This is a genomic window from Luteimonas salinisoli, assembly GCF_013425525.1.
Classification (GTDB): domain Bacteria; phylum Pseudomonadota; class Gammaproteobacteria; order Xanthomonadales; family Xanthomonadaceae; genus Luteimonas; species Luteimonas salinisoli.
The window spans coordinates 87,893-104,536 of record NZ_JACCKA010000073.1 but is presented as its reverse complement, the minus strand read 5'-3'; the positions used below and the strand labels follow the sequence as shown (position 1 = coordinate 104,536).

Genomic DNA, 16,644 nt, shown 5'->3' with positions numbered 1-16,644 from the left:
CCGCGTGGCATCATGCGCGGATGAGCCACGGCCGAACACTGCATCGCGTTCCGCGCCATCCGCACGCCTGGCTGGGCTGGCTGCTGGCTTCCCAGGCGCTGGTGGCGGCGCTGTGGTGGTGGGCCGGCTGGCGGGTCGGGCTGCCGGCGATGCTGCTCAGCCATGCGCCGTTCGTGCTCGCTGCGCTGCTGCCGCGCGCATCGCTGTACGCGCCGGTGCTTTCGCGCCTGCCGACCGGCGAACGCGTGGCCTGGCTGACGATCGACGACGGCCCTTCCGACGACACCCTCGCGATGCTCGACCTGCTCGACCGCCACCGCGCGCGCGCCACCTTCTTCCTGGTCGGCGAGCGCGCCGCCGCGCGGCCGCAGCTGGTGCGCGAGATCCTGGGGCGCGGCCACGGCATCGGCAATCACAGCCACACCCATCCGCAGGCCTGGTTCTGGGCGCTCGGGCCGCGGCGAATGGCGCGCGAGATCGGCGAGGCGCAGGCGACGCTGGCCGCGCTCGCCGGTGCGCCGCCGCGCTGGTTCCGCTCGGTGGTGGGGATGACCAACCCGTTCGTCGCCGCGCCGCTGCGCCGCCACGGCCTGGCGCGGGTGGCGTGGAGCGCGCGCGGATTCGATGCGGTGCGCGGGGATCCGGACGCGGTGGCGGCGCGGATCGGGCGCGACCTGGCTCCCGGCGCGATCGTGCTGCTGCACGAAGGCGCCCCGCACGGTCGCAGCGTCGAGATCGTCGCCCGGGTACTGGAACGCCTGCAGGCGGCCGGCTACCGCACCGTGCTGCCCGAGGATCCGGCCGCCGCCCACCAGTTGCCCTCCCCGCAACCGCTGGCCACCCCGTAGGAGCGTGCCATGCACGCGAAAGCCGGCGAGGTCGTCGCGCCCGTGGTAGCCGCCAACCCGATCGGAACCGCCCGCGTCGGCAGCACCAGCAGCACCAGGACCAGCACCCACGGCACGCTCTCGGTGCCCATCGTCATCCTCGATTCCCGAAACAGATGCCGGCGGCGGCCCGGGCGGCGATCCACTCCTCGTTGGTCGGCTCCACCGCCGCTACGATCCTGCTGCCCGGCGCGCTGATCACCGCGGCGTGCGCCGCGTTCGCGGCCCCGTCGAGCTCCAGCCCCAGCCATTCCAGCCCGGCGCAGATGCGCCGGCGCAGCTCGGCGTTGTGCTCGCCGATCCCGGCGGTGAACACCAGCAGGTCGACGCCGCCGAGCACCGCCGCCAGCGCGCCGATCTCGCGCACGATCCGGCGCACGTACAGCGCCAGCGCGGACGCCACGCGCGGGTCGCCGGCTTCGCGCGGCAGCAGCTCGCGGGGATCCGGCGAAACCCCCGACACGCCGAGCAGGCCGGACTCGTGGTACAGCACCCGGGCCACGTCTTCCAGCGACAGCTTTTCGATTTCCATCAGGTACAGCAGCGCGCCGGGGTCGAGCGCGCCGCAGCGGGTGCCCATCATCAACCCGTCGAGCGCGGAGAAGCCCATCGTCGTGGCCTGGCTGCGCAGCCCGCGCATCGCGCACAGGCTGGCGCCGCTGCCCAGGTGGGCGGCGATCACGCGCCCGCGCGCCAGCTCGCCGTGGCGCTCGGGCAGCGCCACCGAAAGATACTCGTAGGACAACCCGTGGAACCCGTAGCGGCGCAGCCCGCGTTCCCAGGCGTCCCAGGGCAGCGGCAGCATCCGCTCCACCTCGGGCAGGGTGTGGTGGAAGGCGGTGTCGAAGCACGCCACCTGCGGCAGCTCCGGGGCGGTGCGCAACAGCGTCTCGATCGCCTCCAGCGCGAACGGCTGGTGCAGCGGCGCCAACGGGATGTAGTCCTGCAGGTCGGAGAGCACCGCGTCGTCGATGCGCACCGGTTCGCAATAGCGGCGGCCGCCGTGCACCACCCGATGCGCCACCGCGACGACGCGGCGGCCGGCCAGCCGTGCCTGCACCCGCTCGCGGATCAGCGCCAGCGCCGCCGGGTAGGGTCGACCGCGATCCAGTTCCACCGCCTCCGGCTCGCCGCCCTCGTCGAAGCGCGGCGCGGCGCCGCCGACGTCCTGCACCTTGCCCCGCCACGCCGGCTGCCGCGGCAGCGGCCGGGCGGCGGCATCGAACAACGCGAACTTGATGCTCGAGGAGCCGCAGTTGAGCACCAGCACCAGCTCGCCGCTCATGGCGGCGCGTTGCGGTAGCGGTGCGCCAGCAGCACGGCCAGCGCGCACGCGGCCATGCGCGCCTCGTGCGGATCGGCGCGGCTGGTCAGCACGATCGGCACCTTGGCGCCGAGGACGATCCCGGCGCTGACCGCATCGCCCATGAACTCGAGTTGCTTGGCCAGCATGTTGCCGCTCTCCAGGTCGGGCACGACCAGGACGTCGGCGCGGCCGGCCACCGCCGACTCGATGCCCTTGATGCGCGCCGCCGCCGCCGAGACCGCGTTGTCGAAGGCCAGCGGGCCGTCCAGCACGCCGCCGGCGATCTGCCCGCGCTCGGCCATCTTGCACAGCGCCGCGGCGTCCAGCGTCGCCACCATGCGCGGGTTCACCGTCTCCACGGCGGCCAGGATCGCCACCCGCGGCGCGTCCACGCCGATGGCGTGCGCCAGGTCGATGGCGTTGCGGACGATGTCGGCCTTTTCCTCAAGCCCCGGGGCGATGTTGATCGCCGCATCGGTGATGATGAAGGGCCGCGGATAGGCCGGCGTCTCGATCAGGAAGCAGTGGCTGACGCGGCGCTTGGTGCGCAGGCCCGCGGCGGCCGGCAGCACCGCCGCCAGCAGCTCGTCGGTGTGCAGGCTGCCCTTCATCAGCGTTTCGACCTCGCCGGCCGCGGCCAGCTCCGCGGCGCGCACGGCGGCGGCGTGGCTGTGGGCGACGTCCTCGATCGCGATCCCGTCCAGGTCCAGGCCGGCCTCGTCCGCCGCCGCCTGCAGGCGCGCGCGCGGCGCCACCAGGACCGGTTCGATCAGGCCGGCCGCGCGCGCCTCCAGCGCCGCGCGCAGGCTCAGCGCGTCGCAGGGATGCACCACCGCCATGCGCACGGCGCCGAGCGGCCGGACGTGGTCGAACAACCGCTGCGTCCCGCTGGTGCCGCCGTGCAGCCGCACCTCCGGCAGGGTGGCGCGCGAGCGCGCGATGCGGCGATCCGGCGCGACCACCTCGGCCTCGCCCTCGAACACCGGCGCCTGGTCCTGGTTGAGCGCCCGGCAGGCCAGCCGCACCCTGCGCTGCGCGGGATCGCGCGCGGCCACGGTGACCTCCACCGTGAGGGTGTCGCCCACCCGCACGGGTGCGAGGAAGCGCAGCGATTGGCCCACGTAGCGCGTGCCGGGACCGGGCAGGCGGGTGCCCAGCAGCGCCGCGACCAGGGATGCCGCCCACATGCCGTGGGCGATCACGCCGCCGTCGCCCTCGCCGCTGCCGTCCTCCGCGGCCTGCGGCTCGGCATCGCCGGATAGCACCGCGAACAGGCGGATGTCCTCGATGGTGAGCCTGCGCTGCAGGCTGGCGCCGTCGCCGACCTCGAGCTCGTCGAAGGTCCGGTTGTGCGGCGGCGGCAGGGCGTCGGAAGGAGGCGTCCGGGGGGGCGCTGCGTCGTGCATGGGCGATTCGCTCCTGCTGGTCATGGCCGCGGCTGCGGCGCGCACGCGACCATGCCGCATCGGGCGCGACGGGTCCAACCCTGCGCCGGGCCGCGGCCTGGCCGCCGCCGGCTGCCGGATGCGCCGTTACTTCCGCGCCTTCCCGGTTGCGCGCTTTTTCGCGGCCTTCTTCGCCGTCGTGGTCCTGCTGGGGGTCTTCTTCGCGGCCTTCTTCGCTGTCCTGGCGGCGGTTGCGCGACCGGGCGGCGCGGAGCCCGCGGACCTGGCGGCGCGCTTGCGGGTCGGTGCGGCGGTGGCGCCGGAGGCGCGTGCGGCCTGCGCCTTCTTCGCTGCCGGCCTGGACGGGGCGCCGCGCGCCGCTGCCGCGCCGGCGAGGTTCGCCTCGGTCGTCCCCGGCGCCAGCGCCGAGATGGCCTGCAATGCGCGCTCCAGGAGGTCGCCGCCCGGCTGCGTGTTGGCGGCGCCGCCGATCGCCCCGGCGGTCGCCTCCTGCCACTCGGCCAGCGCGTTCTGGAATCCGTTGGCAAAGGTCATCTGGTTGCCCACCGCGGTCTGCATCAGCGCCTGCAGGTCGCCCATCTGCTGCTCGGCGATCCGCCACAGCGCACTGCCCGGCAGCATCGACAGCGACTGCCAGCCCTCGGCCCGTTGCGCTTGCTCGGCCTCGGCGCCGGCCTCGAACAGGCTGTCGCGCACCTCGCGTGCCAGCAGCTGCATCCATTGTTCGCGGTTGTCCTGCAGCAGCTCGCCGAGGCGCAGCCAAAGGTCGAGGTTGGCCTTGTACAGGGCCAGCGGCAGGTTGGAGTCGGTCATCGGGGGGTCCTCGGGGGCTGGAGACGGCGGGGTGACGGGGCGGTGGAGGACGGGGTGGGCGCGAACGCGGGCAGCGGCACGGCTGCGGCCCCGCCAGTGTCGCGTAGCCTCGCGCGGCCGCCCCGACCGGGCATTGATCTGGATCACGGGATGCCCTCGACCCTGCCGGTAGTCTGCAGGTCCCGCGTTAACGGAGTGCATCGCCGCCAAGCCGCAGAAGCGACGGGAGTCGCGCTCCCAGCCGACTCCGGCAGCCGATGCAGCCGGTGGACCGTTGCGGTGCGCGCCTGCCGCCGCTCCCGCGGGAGCCTCGTCGGTCCGCCTCGCTCGCCATCGCGTTTTCCGCACAATGCCCAGCATGCCTGCCAAGCCTCCCCCAGCCTCTCCAGTCTCAGACGTTCCCTGGCATGCCTGCACTGCCGGCGACGCACTGGCGCGGTTGCAGGCCGACCGCGGGGGGCTGGATGCCGCGGAGGCGGCGCGCAGGCTGCAGCGGCACGGCCGCAACGAGCTGCCGGCGACCGGCGGCCGCCCGGGATGGCTGCGCTTCCTGTCGCAGTTCAACAACGCGCTGATCTATTTCCTGCTCGCCGCGGCCGGTGCCGCGGGGCTGCTCGGGCACGTGGTGGACGCGGCGGTGATCGCCGCGGTGGTGGTGGTCAACGCCATCGTCGGCTACGTGCAGGAAGGCAAGGCCGAACGCGCCCTGGATGCGATCCGGCGGATGATCTCGCCGCAGGCGACGGTGCTGCGCGGCGGCCAGCGCCACACCGCTGCCGTCGCCGACCTGGTGCCGGGCGACGTGGTCCTGCTCGATCCGGGCGACCGCGTGCCGGCGGACCTGCGCCTGCTGGCCGCGCGCTCGCTGTTGATCGACGAGGCGGTGCTCACCGGCGAGTCGGTGGCGGCCGGGAAGCACGAGGCGGCGGTGGACGCGGCGGCGGCCCTGGGCGACCGCAGCTGCATGGCCTGGTCCGGGACCCTGGTCGCGGCCGGCCAGGGCGTGGGCGTCGTGGTGGCCACCGGCAGTTCCACCGAGATCGGCAGGATCAGCACCCTGATCGGCGCGGTGCGGACGCTGACCACTCCGCTGCTGCGGCAGATCGACAGCTTCGGCAGGCGCTTCACCTGGGTGGCGCTGGCCGGCGCGGCGGCGCTGTTCGCGTTCGCAGTGCTGGTGCGCGGGTTCCGGTGGGACGAGGCGCTGATGGCGGTGGTGGCGCTGGCGGTCGGGGTGGTGCCCGAGGGGTTGCCGGCGGTGATCACCATCACCCTGGCCATCGGCGTGCAGCGCATGGCCGCGCGCAACGCGGTGATCCGCAGGCTGCCGGCGGTGGAGACGCTGGGCGCCACCTCGGTGATCTGCACCGACAAGACCGGCACCCTGACCCGCAACGAGATGACCGCGCGGCAGCTGCTGCTGCCGGGCCGGGTGCTGCGCGTGGAGGGCATCGGCTACGCCCCCGACGGGAGGATCGTCGCCGATGGCGACGATGCCGCGGCGGTGCTGGCGCAGGCCGCGCCGCTGCTGCGCGCCGGACTGCTGTGCAACGACGCCCGCCTGCGCCAGACCGACGGCACCTGGTCGGTGGAGGGCGATCCGATGGAGGGCGCACTGGTGGCGCTGGCGATGAAGGCCGGGCTGGCACCGGACGCGCTGCGCGTCGAGTGTCCGCGCGTCGATGCGATCCCGTTCGACGCGCAGCATCGCTTCATGGCGACCCTGCACCGGAACGCCGAAGGCGGTCGCGTGGTGTTCGTGAAGGGCGCGCCGGAGCGGCTGTTGGAGATGTGCAGCGCGCAGCGGGAGGATGCGGGCACGCGTCCGCTCGACCATGCCACCTGGCAGGCCGCCATCGCCGCCGCTGCGGCGGAGGGCGAGCGGGTGCTCGGATTCGCCTGCAAGCAGGTCGGCGACGAAGTCGAACGGCTGGACTTCGAAGGCCTCGGCGACGGCCTGCAACTGCTCGGCCTGGTCGGCTTCATCGACCCGCCGCGCGAGGAGGCGATGGCGGCGATCGCCGAATGCCGCAGCGCCAACATCGCGGTCAAGATGATCACCGGCGATCACGGCGCCACCGCCGCGGCGATCGCCCGCCAGCTGGGGCTGGCCGAGGATCCGGACGTGGTCACCGGCGCGCAGCTCGACGCGGTGGCCGACGCCGACCTGGGCGCGCTGGCGGGCGCGACGGAGGTCTTCGCGCGCACCAGCCCGGAGCACAAGCTGCGTATCGTGCGCGCGCTGCAGGCCGGCGGCGCGGTGGTGGCGATGACCGGCGACGGCGTCAACGACGCCCCGGCGCTCAAGCAGGCCGATGTCGGCGTGGCGATGGGCGGCAAGGGCACCGAGGCGGCCAAGGAAGCCTCGGAGATGGTCCTGCTCGACGACAACTTCGCCTCGATCGTCGCCGCGGTGCACGAGGGGCGTGTGGTCTACGACAACGTGCGCAAGGTGGTCGGCTGGACCCTGCCGACCAACGGCGGCGAGATGCTGGCGATCGCCACGGCGATCCTGTTCGGCTTCACCATGCCGGTCACCCCGGTGCAGATCCTCTGGATCAACCTGGTCACCGCGGTCACCCTCGGCCTGGTGCTGGCGTTCGAGCCGGCGGAGGACGGGGTGATGAAGCGCGCGCCGCGGCGCGCCTCGGCCTCGCTGCTCACACCGTTCCTGGTATGGCGGGTGGTCTTCGTGTCGCTGCTGTTCCTGGCCGGTGCGCTGGGCGTGTTCGCCTGGGCGCTGGGACGCGGCCACGAGGTCGAGTCCGCCCGCACCCTGGTGGTCAACACCATCGTTGCGATGGAGATCTTCTATCTGTTCAACGTGCGCTACCTGCACACCGCCTCGTTCACCTGGCGCGGTGCGATGGGCACGCCGGTGGTGCTGGGCGCGGTGGGCGCGGTGGTGCTGGCGCAGCTGGCGTTCACCTATCTGCCGGTGATGCAGGCGCTGTTCGCCACCCGCGCCGTGGGCGCGCTGGACGGCCTGGTGGTGGTGGGGATCGGCCTGGCGCTGATGCTGGCGCTGGAGGCCGAGAAGCTGGTGCTGCGCCGGCTGGGCGTGCTGGAGGCGGCGGCCTGAGCCGGCTCAGCGCCGCTGCGCCGCCACCACCAGCCAATTGTTGAACGGCGTACTGCCGTACAGCGGCGCGAAGCGGGACTCCAGCCCGGCCTGCTCGAGCGTCGTGCGCAGGCCGTCGGCGGTCGGGTAGCAGCGCGGCCGTTCCTGCATCCAGCCGATCAGGTTGGCGAGGCGGTCGGTGATGCGGGTGGTGCGGCCGCGGCGGCTGTCGTCGCCCAGACCGGTGCGGATCACCAGCCGCGCGCCGGGGGTGAGCATCGCCGCCATGGTCGAGAGCAGCTCGCGCTGGGCCTCGTGCGACAGGTACTGCAGCACGTCGAGGATCGCGACGCTGCCGCGGTGCGTCGGCGTGGTGCGCGCCAGGTCCACCACCTCGAAGCGCGTGCCGTCCAGGCCGCTGCGCGCGGCCACCCGCTGCGCGCGCGCGATCTTGGCGGCGTCGATGTCCACGCCCCGGTACGGCATCGCCTGGCCGTCGCGGCGCAGCGCGTGCACCAGCAGGCCCAAGCCGCAGCCCAGGTCCAGCAGCGGCGCCTCGCTGCCGCGCAGCGCCGCCAGCACGCCGGGATACAGCGGATCGCTGCGCAGCTTGAACAACGTGTAGTAGTAATCGTGGCGGTTGCCGAGCGCGCGCGCGGGCAGGAACGCGCGGGCGATGCTCCTGGCGTGGGCGCGGTCGAACGGGCGGACCGCGGTGGCCGCATCGGCCTGGGCGGTTTCGATGGTCGGGCTGTGCATGCGGGGGTCGGGCGGGCCGGCCGGGGGGATGCCGAACGCTAGCACGGCGCGCCGGCTAGCGCGGCTGCGTGTCGTGCGCGGCAAGCAGCCGCCGCGCCACCGGCAGCGCCAGCGCGGTCCACTGCGCGTACATCGCCGCGGACGGGTGCAGCCCGTCGTCGGCCAGCATCGCCGGTTCGGCGCCGCGCGCGCGACTCACCGGCGCGATGTCGACGAAGGCCACGCCGCGCGTCGCGCACAGTTCCGCGGCGGCGGCGTTGTAGGCGTCGAGATCGGCCGCGATGGCCCCGACGTCGCGGCCCGAGCCGGCAGCGAACGGGGTCACGCCCCAGTCCGGGATCGACAGCACCATCACCCGCCCGGGCCGCCCGCCGGCAAGATCGATCGCCCGCTCGAGCAACCCGGCGAACTGAGTGCGGTATTCGTCCAGCGGACGGCCGCGGTACTGGTTGTTGACGCCGATCAGCAGGCTGACGAACCCGTGGCCGGGGGACGGCGCGGCGGCGTCGATCGCCGCCTCCAGTTCGTCGGTGGTCCAGCCGGTCCTGGCGATGATGCGCGGGTCGCCCAGCGCGACCCCTTCGGCGCGCAGGGCGCGCGCGAGTTGTACCGGCCAGCGGCCGTCCGCGGCCACCGCCTCGCCGATGGTGTAGCTGTCGCCCAGGGCGAGGTAGGCGATGGCGGCCTCGCCCTCGCCCGCCGCAGAGGTGGCCGCCATGCCGGCGAGCACCATCGCCGCCAGCGCCTCAAGCCACCGCGGCATGGGCGTCGCCGCGGGCGCGCGCGGCGTCGGCGCGGCGCTGGAGCACCCGGTCGATGCGCCGGAACACCTCGCGCAGCTGGTCGGGTTCGGGCAGCAGGGTGACGCGGAAGTGGTTGCGGTAGGGCACGTTGAAGCTGGAGCCGGGCACGATCAGCACGTCCTCGGTTTCCAGCAGCTCCAGCGCGAAGGCGTGGTCGTCGAAGCCCTCGGCGGCGGCGCCGGTCACGCCGGGGAAGGCGTAGAGCGCGCCTGCCGGCGCCACCAGCTGGAGGTGCTCGCTTGCCGCGCAGCTCTCGATCACCGCGCGTCGGGCCTCGTACAGCCGGCCGCCCGGCGCGCACAGCGGACCGATGGTGTCGGTGCCGTCCAGCGCCGCCTGGATCGCGAACTGGCCGGGCACGTTGGCGCACAGGCGCAGCGCACCCAGCAGGTCCATGGCGTGGTGGAAGTCGCCGCAGGCGGTCGGATCGCCGGAGAGCATCGCCCAGCCCACCCGCCAGCCGCAGGCGCGGTGCACCTTGGACAGCCCGCCGAACGACAGGCAGGGCAGGTCGCCGGCCAGCGGCGCCAGCGGCTCGAAGCGCGCGCCGTCGTACAGCACGCCGTCGTAGATCTCGTCGACCATCAGCAGCAGCCGGTGCTTCGCCGCCACCGCGACGAGGCGCTCGAGCAGGGCGCGCGGATACACCGCGCCGGTCGGGTTGTTGGGGTTGATCAGCACCAGCGCGCGGGTGCGCGGCGATACCAGCGCCTCGATTTCGTCCGGGTCGGGCAGGAAGCCGTGTTCTGCCGCGCAGCGGTAGTACACCGGGCGGCCGTCGTTGAGGATCGTCGCCGCCGACCACAGCGGGTAGTCGGGCGAGGGCAGCAGCACCTCGTCGCCGTGGTTGAGCAGCGCCCGCAGCGAGATGTCGATCAGCTCGCTGACGCCGTTGCCGATGAACACCCGCTCCGGCGACGCGTTCGGGGTGCCGCGGTCGCGGTGGTGGGCGGCGATCGCCTCGCGCGCCTCCGGCAGGCCCTGCTGGTGGGTGTACGGGTCGGTGTCGTGGATGTGGTCGGCGATCGCGCGCTGCAGGTGTTCCGGGGCGCGGAAGCCGAACGCGCCCGGGTTGCCGATGTTGAGCTTGATCAGTTCGCGCCCCTGCGCCTCCAGCTCGCGCGCGCGCCGGGCCAGCTCCCCGCGGATCTCGTAGCGCACTTCGGACAGGCGTTCGCGGGTCTTGAGGGTCGGCATGGGCGGGCGGGGAAGCGCGGCGGAATTCCGCCCAGCCTACCCAAAGTCCGGCGCCGAAGCAGCCCTTTCGGCGCGCGCGCGCAGGGCAGCGCACCGCGAGGGCGGCGACTCGCGGCACCGGATCCTGCGCCTGCATGGAGCCGCGGGCCGAGCCCGTGGACGCGGTCGCCTTCATCTGCAGGGGCGCGATACCCGCGAGGGGCGGCACGTGCGAGCATACCGGGTCGCCGCCGACGTCCGCCCGAGCCACAGCGGCTTTCGCGGCCATGGGCCGCTCCTGCAGGGGGTCGCCGCCCTCCGGCAGGCTAGAATCCGCCCATGACGCCAACCCGGCCGCGCGCTTGAGTCCCGGACCGCCCGACGGCGGGAGCGCGCTGCGCGCGATCGGCTGGCCGTTCCCGGGCGCGCCCGCCGAGGCCGACGACCCGGCCTGGCGCCAGACGATGACGGCACACCCGCAGGCGCGCCCCGCGCGGGTGGTGGCGCAGCACCGCTCCGGCTACCTGGTGGCCGAGGGCCCTGTCGACGGCGTGGCGGTGGAATCGCTGCCGGAATGGCAGCGGCCGAAGTTCCCGCCCGAGCAGCGTCCCGCGGTCGGCGACTGGGTGCTGGTGGAGGAGGCGCGCATCGTCGCGCTGCTGCCGCGACGCAGCGCGATCAAGCGCGGCGCCGCCGGCGAGCACTACCGGCAGCAGGTGATCGCCGCCAACGTCGACGTGGTGCTGGTGGTCTGCGGCCTGGACGCCGACTTCAATCCCCGCCGCATCGAGCGCTACCTGCTGCTGGTGCACGGCGGCGGCGCGCAGCCGGTGGTGGTGCTGACCAAGGCGGACCACCCCGGCGCCGACGTGGACGCGGCGCTGGCCGCGCTCGCCGATGTCGCCGGCGCCGACGTGCCGGTACTCGCCGTCAACGCCCGGGATCGCGACAGCGTCGCCGCGCTCGCGACATGGCTGCAGCCGGGCGTGAGCGCGGTGCTGGTAGGCAGCTCCGGCGCCGGCAAGTCCACCCTCACCAACAGCCTGCTCGGCAGCGAGCGCATGAAGACCGGCGAGGTCCGCGTCAGCGACGAGCGCGGCCGCCACACCACCACCCACCGTGCGCTGATTCCGTTGCCGTCCGGGGCCTGCCTGATCGACACGCCCGGCATGCGCGAACTCAAGCCCACCGGCGAGGAGGACCTGGCCGAGGGCGGCTTCGCCGATGTCGAGGCGCTGACGGAGCAGTGCCGCTTCCGCGACTGCCGCCACGGCCAGGAGCCCGGCTGCGCGGTGCGCGCGGCGATCGAATCGGGCGCGCTCGCACCGGCGCGCTATGCCAGCTACCTCAAGCTGCGCGACGAGGTCGACGCCGCCGCCGGCCAGCTCGCCGGCCGGCGCGGCGGCAAGCGCGACGAGAAGGTGGCCGGCAAGACGCTGAACAAGCGGCTGGACGACAAGTACGGCAAGCGCTGAGCGGCGCTGCCGGGACCCGGCAGCGCCGGTGCGCGGATTCGTGCGCAGACCCGCCTGGAGCGCATGCGCGAACGCCCGCTATCCGCTCGCCGTCGCCGGGATCGGCGAGGCCCGCATCCCGCCCAGGGTATCGCCGAGCATGGCCACGAAGGCGTCGGCCGCCTTCGAGGGCGGGCGGTCCTCCAGATGGACGCATTCCACCTTGAACCGGATCGCCGGATCGAACGGCCGGAACGCGGTGGCGCCGTCCACGCTGGCGCGCGCGGTGAACTCGTCCACCACGGCCATGCCGGCGCCGCAGCGGGTGAGCGCGGCGGCGATATAGAAGGTCTGGTTCGACACCACCTCGCGGATCGAGACGTTGTGCCGCCGCACCTCGCCCGCGAACAGGTCGCCCACCGGTCCGCCGGTCGTCAACCCCACCATGTCCCGTCCGTCGAGCAGGTCCAGCGGCACGCTCGCGCCCACGCCGGGCAGGCTGTCGCGCTGGAACAGCAGCATCAGCTCGCCGGTGCCCAGTTCGCGCCGCTGCATTCGCGGGTGGGCCGGCGGATCGTAGGCCACGGCGATGTCGCAGGTTCGCTCGTAGAGGGCTTCGAACAGGTTGTCGTGGTGCAGGGTCTGCACGTCGAAGGTCACTTCCGGGTGCAGGCGCCGGAAGCGCGCGATCGCCATCGGCGCCACGTGCAGGCCGAGCGAGGGCACCACGGCCAGACGGATATGGCTGCCGCCGAGGTTCTTGATGTTGTCGACCGTCTTCTGCAGCGACGTGAGGCGCTTGAAGATCTCCGCCACCTCGATGAACAGCGCATGCGCTTCGTCGGTGGCGACCAGGCGGCCGCGCACCAGCGTGAACAGCGTCAGCCCCAGCTGCGCCTGGGTGTGGTGCAGCACCTTGCTGACCGAGGGCTGCGAGACATGCAGCGAGCGGGCGGCCGCGCTAATGGAGCCGGTGGTGTAGACGGCGTGGAAGACTTCGATCTGGCGAAAGCGCATCGATCGATCTTAGGGCGCCGCCCGCGCCCCGGCCAGCATCCCCGGCGCCGGCCCATGCAGCGGTGCCCGTGGCGCAACCCCCGTAGGAGCGGCCCATGGCCGCGAAGGCCGCGGGAGGCTCCGCCGGGTTGGCAGGATTCCGGGCGTGGCCAACCGCGCCGGCCTTCGCGTGCATGGGTCGCTCCTACGGGGCGACGCGCCGCCTCGGCCGCAGGAGCGGCCATGGCCGAGAGGTCTCGTCACCGCGGGGCCCGGCCTCAGTGCCAGAAGTTGATGAAGCCGGTGATGATCAGCGCATTGGTGAAGTCGATGAAGAACGCGCCCACCAGCGGCGCCACCAGGAACGCGCGCGGCGCGATGCCGTAGCGCTCCACCAGGGTACGCATCACCGCCATCGCGTTGGCGGTGGTGCCGAGCATGAAGCCGACGAAGCCGCCTCCCATCACCGCGGCGTCGTAGTCGCGGCCCATGAGGCGGAACACCACGCCGCAGAACAGCGCCACCAGCACCACCTGCAGCGCCAGGTTGACCAGCAGCGGGGTGGCCAGGCCGGCCAGTTCCCAGAGCCTGAGGTTCATCAGCGCCACCGCCAGGAACAGCGCCAGGCAGATGTTGCCGATCAGCTCCGTGGTCGGGACCGACAGCCCGATCCATCCGGTGCGATCGTCGAGGTTGCGGATCAGCGCGCCGACCAGCATCGCGCCGACATAGGCGGGCAAGGTGAGCCCGGTCGCCGAGATGCCGGCGCTGACCCACGAGCCCAGCCACATCGCCACCAGGATCACCACGATGCTCTTGAGCGCGCCGAATTCGCGCGCCGCATCGTCCGGGACCGGTTCGATGCCCGCGTTCGCGTCGCCGGCCGCGACGGCCGCCGCATCGCTCGGCGTCGAGCCCGGGATGCGCAGGCGGAACCGCCGGATCAGCACCGTCGCCAGCGGCCCGCCGATCAGGCCGCCGCAGACGATGCCGGCCATCGCCGAAGCCAGCGCCACCGATTCGGCGCCGGCCACGCCCGCTTCCTCGAACAGCGGCGCGAACGCCAGCCCCGTGGCCGGCCCGCCGGTCAGCGTGGCCGAACCGGCCAGTACGCCGAACAGCGGATGCAGGCCGAAGCCGGTGGCCACCAGGACGCCGAGCAGGTTCTGCACCACCGCGAAACCGCTCGCCAGGCCGAGGAACAGCAGCACCTGGCGGCCGCTGATCCGCAGCAGCGCCACGCTGGCGTTGAAGCCGATGGTGGTGAAGAACGCGATCATCAGCGGCGTCTGCAGGCTGGTATCCAGGGTGAACAGCGTGGTGCCCTGGCTGTGCGCCACCAGCACCGCCAGCGCCACCACCAGGCCGCCGATCACCGGCGCCGGCAGGTTGTAGCGCGAGAGCAGCGGAATCGCGCGGCACAGCGCGTAGCCGAGAAACAGGGTCAGGCCCGCCAGGGCCAGGGTCTGGACCGCGTCGAGTTCAAGCATGCGTCATGGTTCCGGAGCTCCGGGTTCGGGTTCGATCGGACAGGCGACCGCGGGTGGCCGGTGCCGCAGCGCGCGCGCCGAGGCTGCGCCGGTCAGGCGCCCGGCGGCGATCGCCCGCGTGCCGTTGATCAGCGCGTGCTCCACGCCCGCCGACAGCCGCCGCGGTCGCACGTAGTCGGCACGCGGGGCGAAACGTTCCGGATCGATCACCACCACGTCGGCATGGTAGCCGGCGCGCAGGTAGCCGCGCTCGCGCGGCCCCAGCATGTCCGCAGTCAGCCCGCTCGACCGGTGAATGAACCGGTCCAGGCACCCGCAGCGCGGCGTCGCGCGGGCCGCGTCCGAAGGCGCGCGCCTCATCCTGCGCCCCATGCCATCCGCGGTCGCGGCTCGCCCCAGAAGCCCGGGTCCGGCGGGGAAAGCACCCCGGCGCGCGCGCGCGCGCCACCGGCGTGGTCCCTTTCCAGCCACAGCGGGCCGTCCAGGTCCACGAACTCCGCCTCGCGCGCCACCTGCAGCGCCGGCGCGATGCCGAGCGAGCTGCAGATCATGCAGCCGACCATGATGCGGAATCCGTCCGCGCGTGCCGCCGCCAGCAGCCGCAGCGCTTCGGTCAGGCCGCCGGTCTTGTCGAGCTTGATGTTCACCGCCTGGTACAGGCCGCGCAGGCGCGGCAGGTCGGCGCTGACGTGGCAGGATTCATCGGCACACATCGGCACGGCCGGGCCCAGCCCCTCCAGTGCCGCATCGTCGGCGGCGGGCAGCGGCTGCTCCACCAGGTCCACGCGCGCCTCGACCAGCACCGGTTGCAGCGCACGCAGCAGGCCGATGTTCCAGCTCTCGTTCGGATCCACGATCAGGCGCGCATCGGGGCAGTGCCGGCGGACCGCCCGGATCTGCGTCTCCGGACGGTCCGCGTCCACTTTCACCTTGACCAGCGCCGCGCCGGCGAGCGACCGCGCCGCCTCGGCCATGCGTTCCGGCGTATCCAGGCCGACGGTCAGCGCGGTGATCAGCGGCCGGGGCGGACAATGGCCGAGCGTGGCGGAGACGGTCTGGCCGGTGGCGGCCGCTTCGAGGTCCCACAGCGCGGCATCGATCGCGCTGCGTGCGGCGCCGGGCGGCAGCGACCGTTCCAGGTTCTCGCGGGTCGCGCCCGCTTCCACCAGGCCGGCGACCGCGCGCACCTGCATCAGGACCGAATCGGTCGACTCGCCGTAGCGCGCGTAGGGCACGCCTTCGCCGCGCCCGATCGCGGCGCCCTGGCGGATGTCCACCGCCACCACCTCGGCGGAGTGCTTGACCCCGCGCGAGATGCGGAACGGGGCAGCCAGCGGCCAGCTCTGGTGGCGGACGCTCAGCCGGCGAAGCACGACAGAAGCCGGTCGACGATGCGATCCGTTCCCATGGCCACCGGGTCCTGCGCCGGCAGGCCCAGCAGGTCCTCGACTTCCCGGCAGGCGCGCTCGGCGGCCGCAGGCGACAGCCGGGAGGTGTTCAGCGCCACGCCGACGGCCCGCACGTCCGGGCTGGTCAGCCGCGCGGCGCGCAGGTTGGCCTCGAGGCACTCGCGCAGGTCGGGCAGGGGGAAGTGCGGCAGGGCGCGCATGTGCGGGCGGCCGGGCTGGTGGCACAGCACCAGCGCGTCGGGTTGGGCCCCGTGCAGCAGACCGAGCGACACCCCGGCATAGGACGGGTGGTACAGCGAACCCTGGCCTTCGATCAGGTCCCAGCCGTCGTCCAGCCGCGCGGGCGCGACCCACTCGATGCCGCCGGAGATGAAGTCGGCCACCACCGCGTCGATCGGCACTCCGCGCCCGGCGATGAAGATGCCGGTCTGGCCGGTGGCGCGAAAGTCGGCACACTTGCCGCGCCGTTTCAATTCGCGCTCCAGCGCCAGGGTGGTGTACATCTTGCCCACCGAGCAGTCGGTACCGACGGTGAGCAGGCGCCGGCCGGCGCGCGGCGCGCCGGTGCCCACGGGCGTCCTCGGCGGTTCGCGCGCGTCGAACAGCACGCGGCCGTTGCGCTGCGCCGCGACCGCGATCTCGGGGCGGGAGCCGAGCCGCTCGTGAAGGCCGGAGGCCACGTTCATGCCGGCGTCGAGCGCTGCGACCACGTGCGCGACCGTGCGCGGATCCATCCGGCCGCCGGCGTTGGCCACGCCGACGATCATGGTGTTGACACCGGCGGCGCGCGCCTGATCGAAATCCAGGTCGGCCAGGCCGAGCGAGGTCCGGCAGTCGGCGTCGCGAAACTGGCCCACGCACCACTCCGGGCGCCAGAACGCCAGGCCGCGCGCGGTCTTGGCGGCGAGATCGTCGTGGGCGTTGCCCAGGTACAGCAGGAACGGCGGCGGCCAGCCCGCGGCGGGGTCGAAATGGGCGCGGGCTTCGTCGGGTCGGGACATCGGGTCGCGCTTCCTCATCGGCGGTTTTCGGGGGCGGGACGGTGCTGTCGCCGGGAGCGCCAGCCCTGCGGCCACCATAGGCA

14 protein-coding genes are annotated in these 16,644 nt (G+C 73.6%); 3 read left to right on the top strand and 11 right to left on the bottom strand.

All coding sequences use genetic code 11. The annotated features are described in order from the left end of the window. The first annotated feature begins 20 nt into the window (after positions 1-20). On the top strand, positions 21-848 hold the full coding sequence (locus H0E84_RS12790; RefSeq protein WP_180679035.1) for a polysaccharide deacetylase family protein: 828 nt from the start codon (positions 21-23) through the stop codon (positions 846-848). Between the two features lie 133 nt (positions 849-981). Here the strand turns inward: H0E84_RS12790 and H0E84_RS12785 are convergent, their stop codons facing one another. From H0E84_RS12785 to H0E84_RS12775, 3 genes are all read right to left on the bottom strand, one after another. Then, positions 982-2,172, bottom strand: coding sequence for an acetate/propionate family kinase (locus H0E84_RS12785; protein WP_180679034.1), 1,191 nt, complete (start codon positions 2,170-2,172; stop codon positions 982-984). Continuing rightward, a complete protein-coding gene (locus H0E84_RS12780; RefSeq protein WP_180679033.1) occupies positions 2,169-3,599 on the bottom strand; it encodes a bifunctional enoyl-CoA hydratase/phosphate acetyltransferase in 1,431 nt (476 codons plus the stop codon). The genes H0E84_RS12785 and H0E84_RS12780 overlap by 4 nt, the downstream gene beginning before the upstream one ends. 126 nt (positions 3,600-3,725) lie before the next feature. Next, positions 3,726-4,412, bottom strand: coding sequence for a hypothetical protein (locus H0E84_RS12775; RefSeq protein WP_180679032.1), 687 nt, complete (start codon positions 4,410-4,412; stop codon positions 3,726-3,728). 358 nt (positions 4,413-4,770) lie between these two features. Between H0E84_RS12775 and H0E84_RS12770 the strand changes: the two genes are divergently transcribed. Then, entirely contained in the window at positions 4,771-7,494 is a 2,724-nt protein-coding gene (locus tag H0E84_RS12770) for an HAD-IC family P-type ATPase (protein WP_180679031.1), read from the top strand. A 6-nt stretch (positions 7,495-7,500) separates the two neighbouring features. Here H0E84_RS12770 and H0E84_RS12765 read toward each other — a convergent pair whose 3' ends face one another. The 3 genes from H0E84_RS12765 to H0E84_RS12755 are packed head-to-tail and all read right to left on the bottom strand — an operon-like array spanning position 7,501 to position 10,232. Continuing rightward, complete coding sequence (locus H0E84_RS12765; protein WP_180679030.1) at positions 7,501-8,232, bottom strand: class I SAM-dependent methyltransferase; 732 nt, start codon at positions 8,230-8,232, stop codon at positions 7,501-7,503. A gap of 55 nt (positions 8,233-8,287) precedes the next feature. Further along, complete coding sequence (locus tag H0E84_RS12760) at positions 8,288-8,950, bottom strand: SGNH/GDSL hydrolase family protein (protein ID WP_180679108.1); 663 nt, start codon at positions 8,948-8,950, stop codon at positions 8,288-8,290. A gap of 28 nt (positions 8,951-8,978) precedes the next feature. After that, positions 8,979-10,232 (bottom strand): aminotransferase class I/II-fold pyridoxal phosphate-dependent enzyme, encoded by a 1,254-nt coding sequence (locus H0E84_RS12755; RefSeq protein ID WP_180679029.1) that lies wholly within the window; start codon positions 10,230-10,232, stop codon positions 8,979-8,981. A gap of 341 nt (positions 10,233-10,573) precedes the next feature. On the opposite strand from H0E84_RS12755, the gene rsgA reads away from it, so the two are divergent. Beyond that, entirely contained in the window at positions 10,574-11,686 is a 1,113-nt protein-coding gene (gene rsgA / locus H0E84_RS12750) for a ribosome small subunit-dependent GTPase A (RefSeq protein ID WP_257644209.1), read from the top strand. Positions 11,687-11,764: 78 nt separating this feature from the next. Here rsgA and H0E84_RS12745 read toward each other — a convergent pair whose 3' ends face one another. The 5 genes from H0E84_RS12745 to dgcN form a co-directional block, all read right to left on the bottom strand. After that, complete coding sequence (locus H0E84_RS12745) at positions 11,765-12,682, bottom strand: LysR family transcriptional regulator (protein ID WP_180679027.1); 918 nt, start codon at positions 12,680-12,682, stop codon at positions 11,765-11,767. Between the two features lie 257 nt (positions 12,683-12,939). Continuing rightward, the gene (gene gltS, locus H0E84_RS12740) at positions 12,940-14,151 is read right to left on the bottom strand and encodes a sodium/glutamate symporter (protein WP_180679026.1); all 1,212 of its coding nucleotides are present in this window, start codon (positions 14,149-14,151) and stop codon (positions 12,940-12,942) included. Between the two features lie 3 nt (positions 14,152-14,154). Next, on the bottom strand, positions 14,155-14,418 hold the full coding sequence (locus H0E84_RS12735) for a hypothetical protein (protein WP_180679025.1): 264 nt from the start codon (positions 14,416-14,418) through the stop codon (positions 14,155-14,157). 89 nt (positions 14,419-14,507) lie between these two features. After that, positions 14,508-15,524 carry an N-acetyl-D-Glu racemase DgcA gene (gene dgcA, locus H0E84_RS12730; RefSeq protein ID WP_180679024.1) on the bottom strand — a complete coding sequence of 339 codons (1,017 nt, stop codon included), beginning with the start codon at positions 15,522-15,524 and terminating at the stop codon, positions 14,508-14,510. Continuing rightward, positions 15,509-16,561: an N-acetyltransferase DgcN gene (gene dgcN / locus H0E84_RS12725; protein ID WP_180679023.1), complete on the bottom strand. Its 1,053-nt coding sequence runs from the start codon at positions 16,559-16,561 to the stop codon at positions 15,509-15,511. The genes dgcA and dgcN overlap by 16 nt, the downstream gene beginning before the upstream one ends. Positions 16,562-16,644 lie beyond the last annotated feature (83 nt).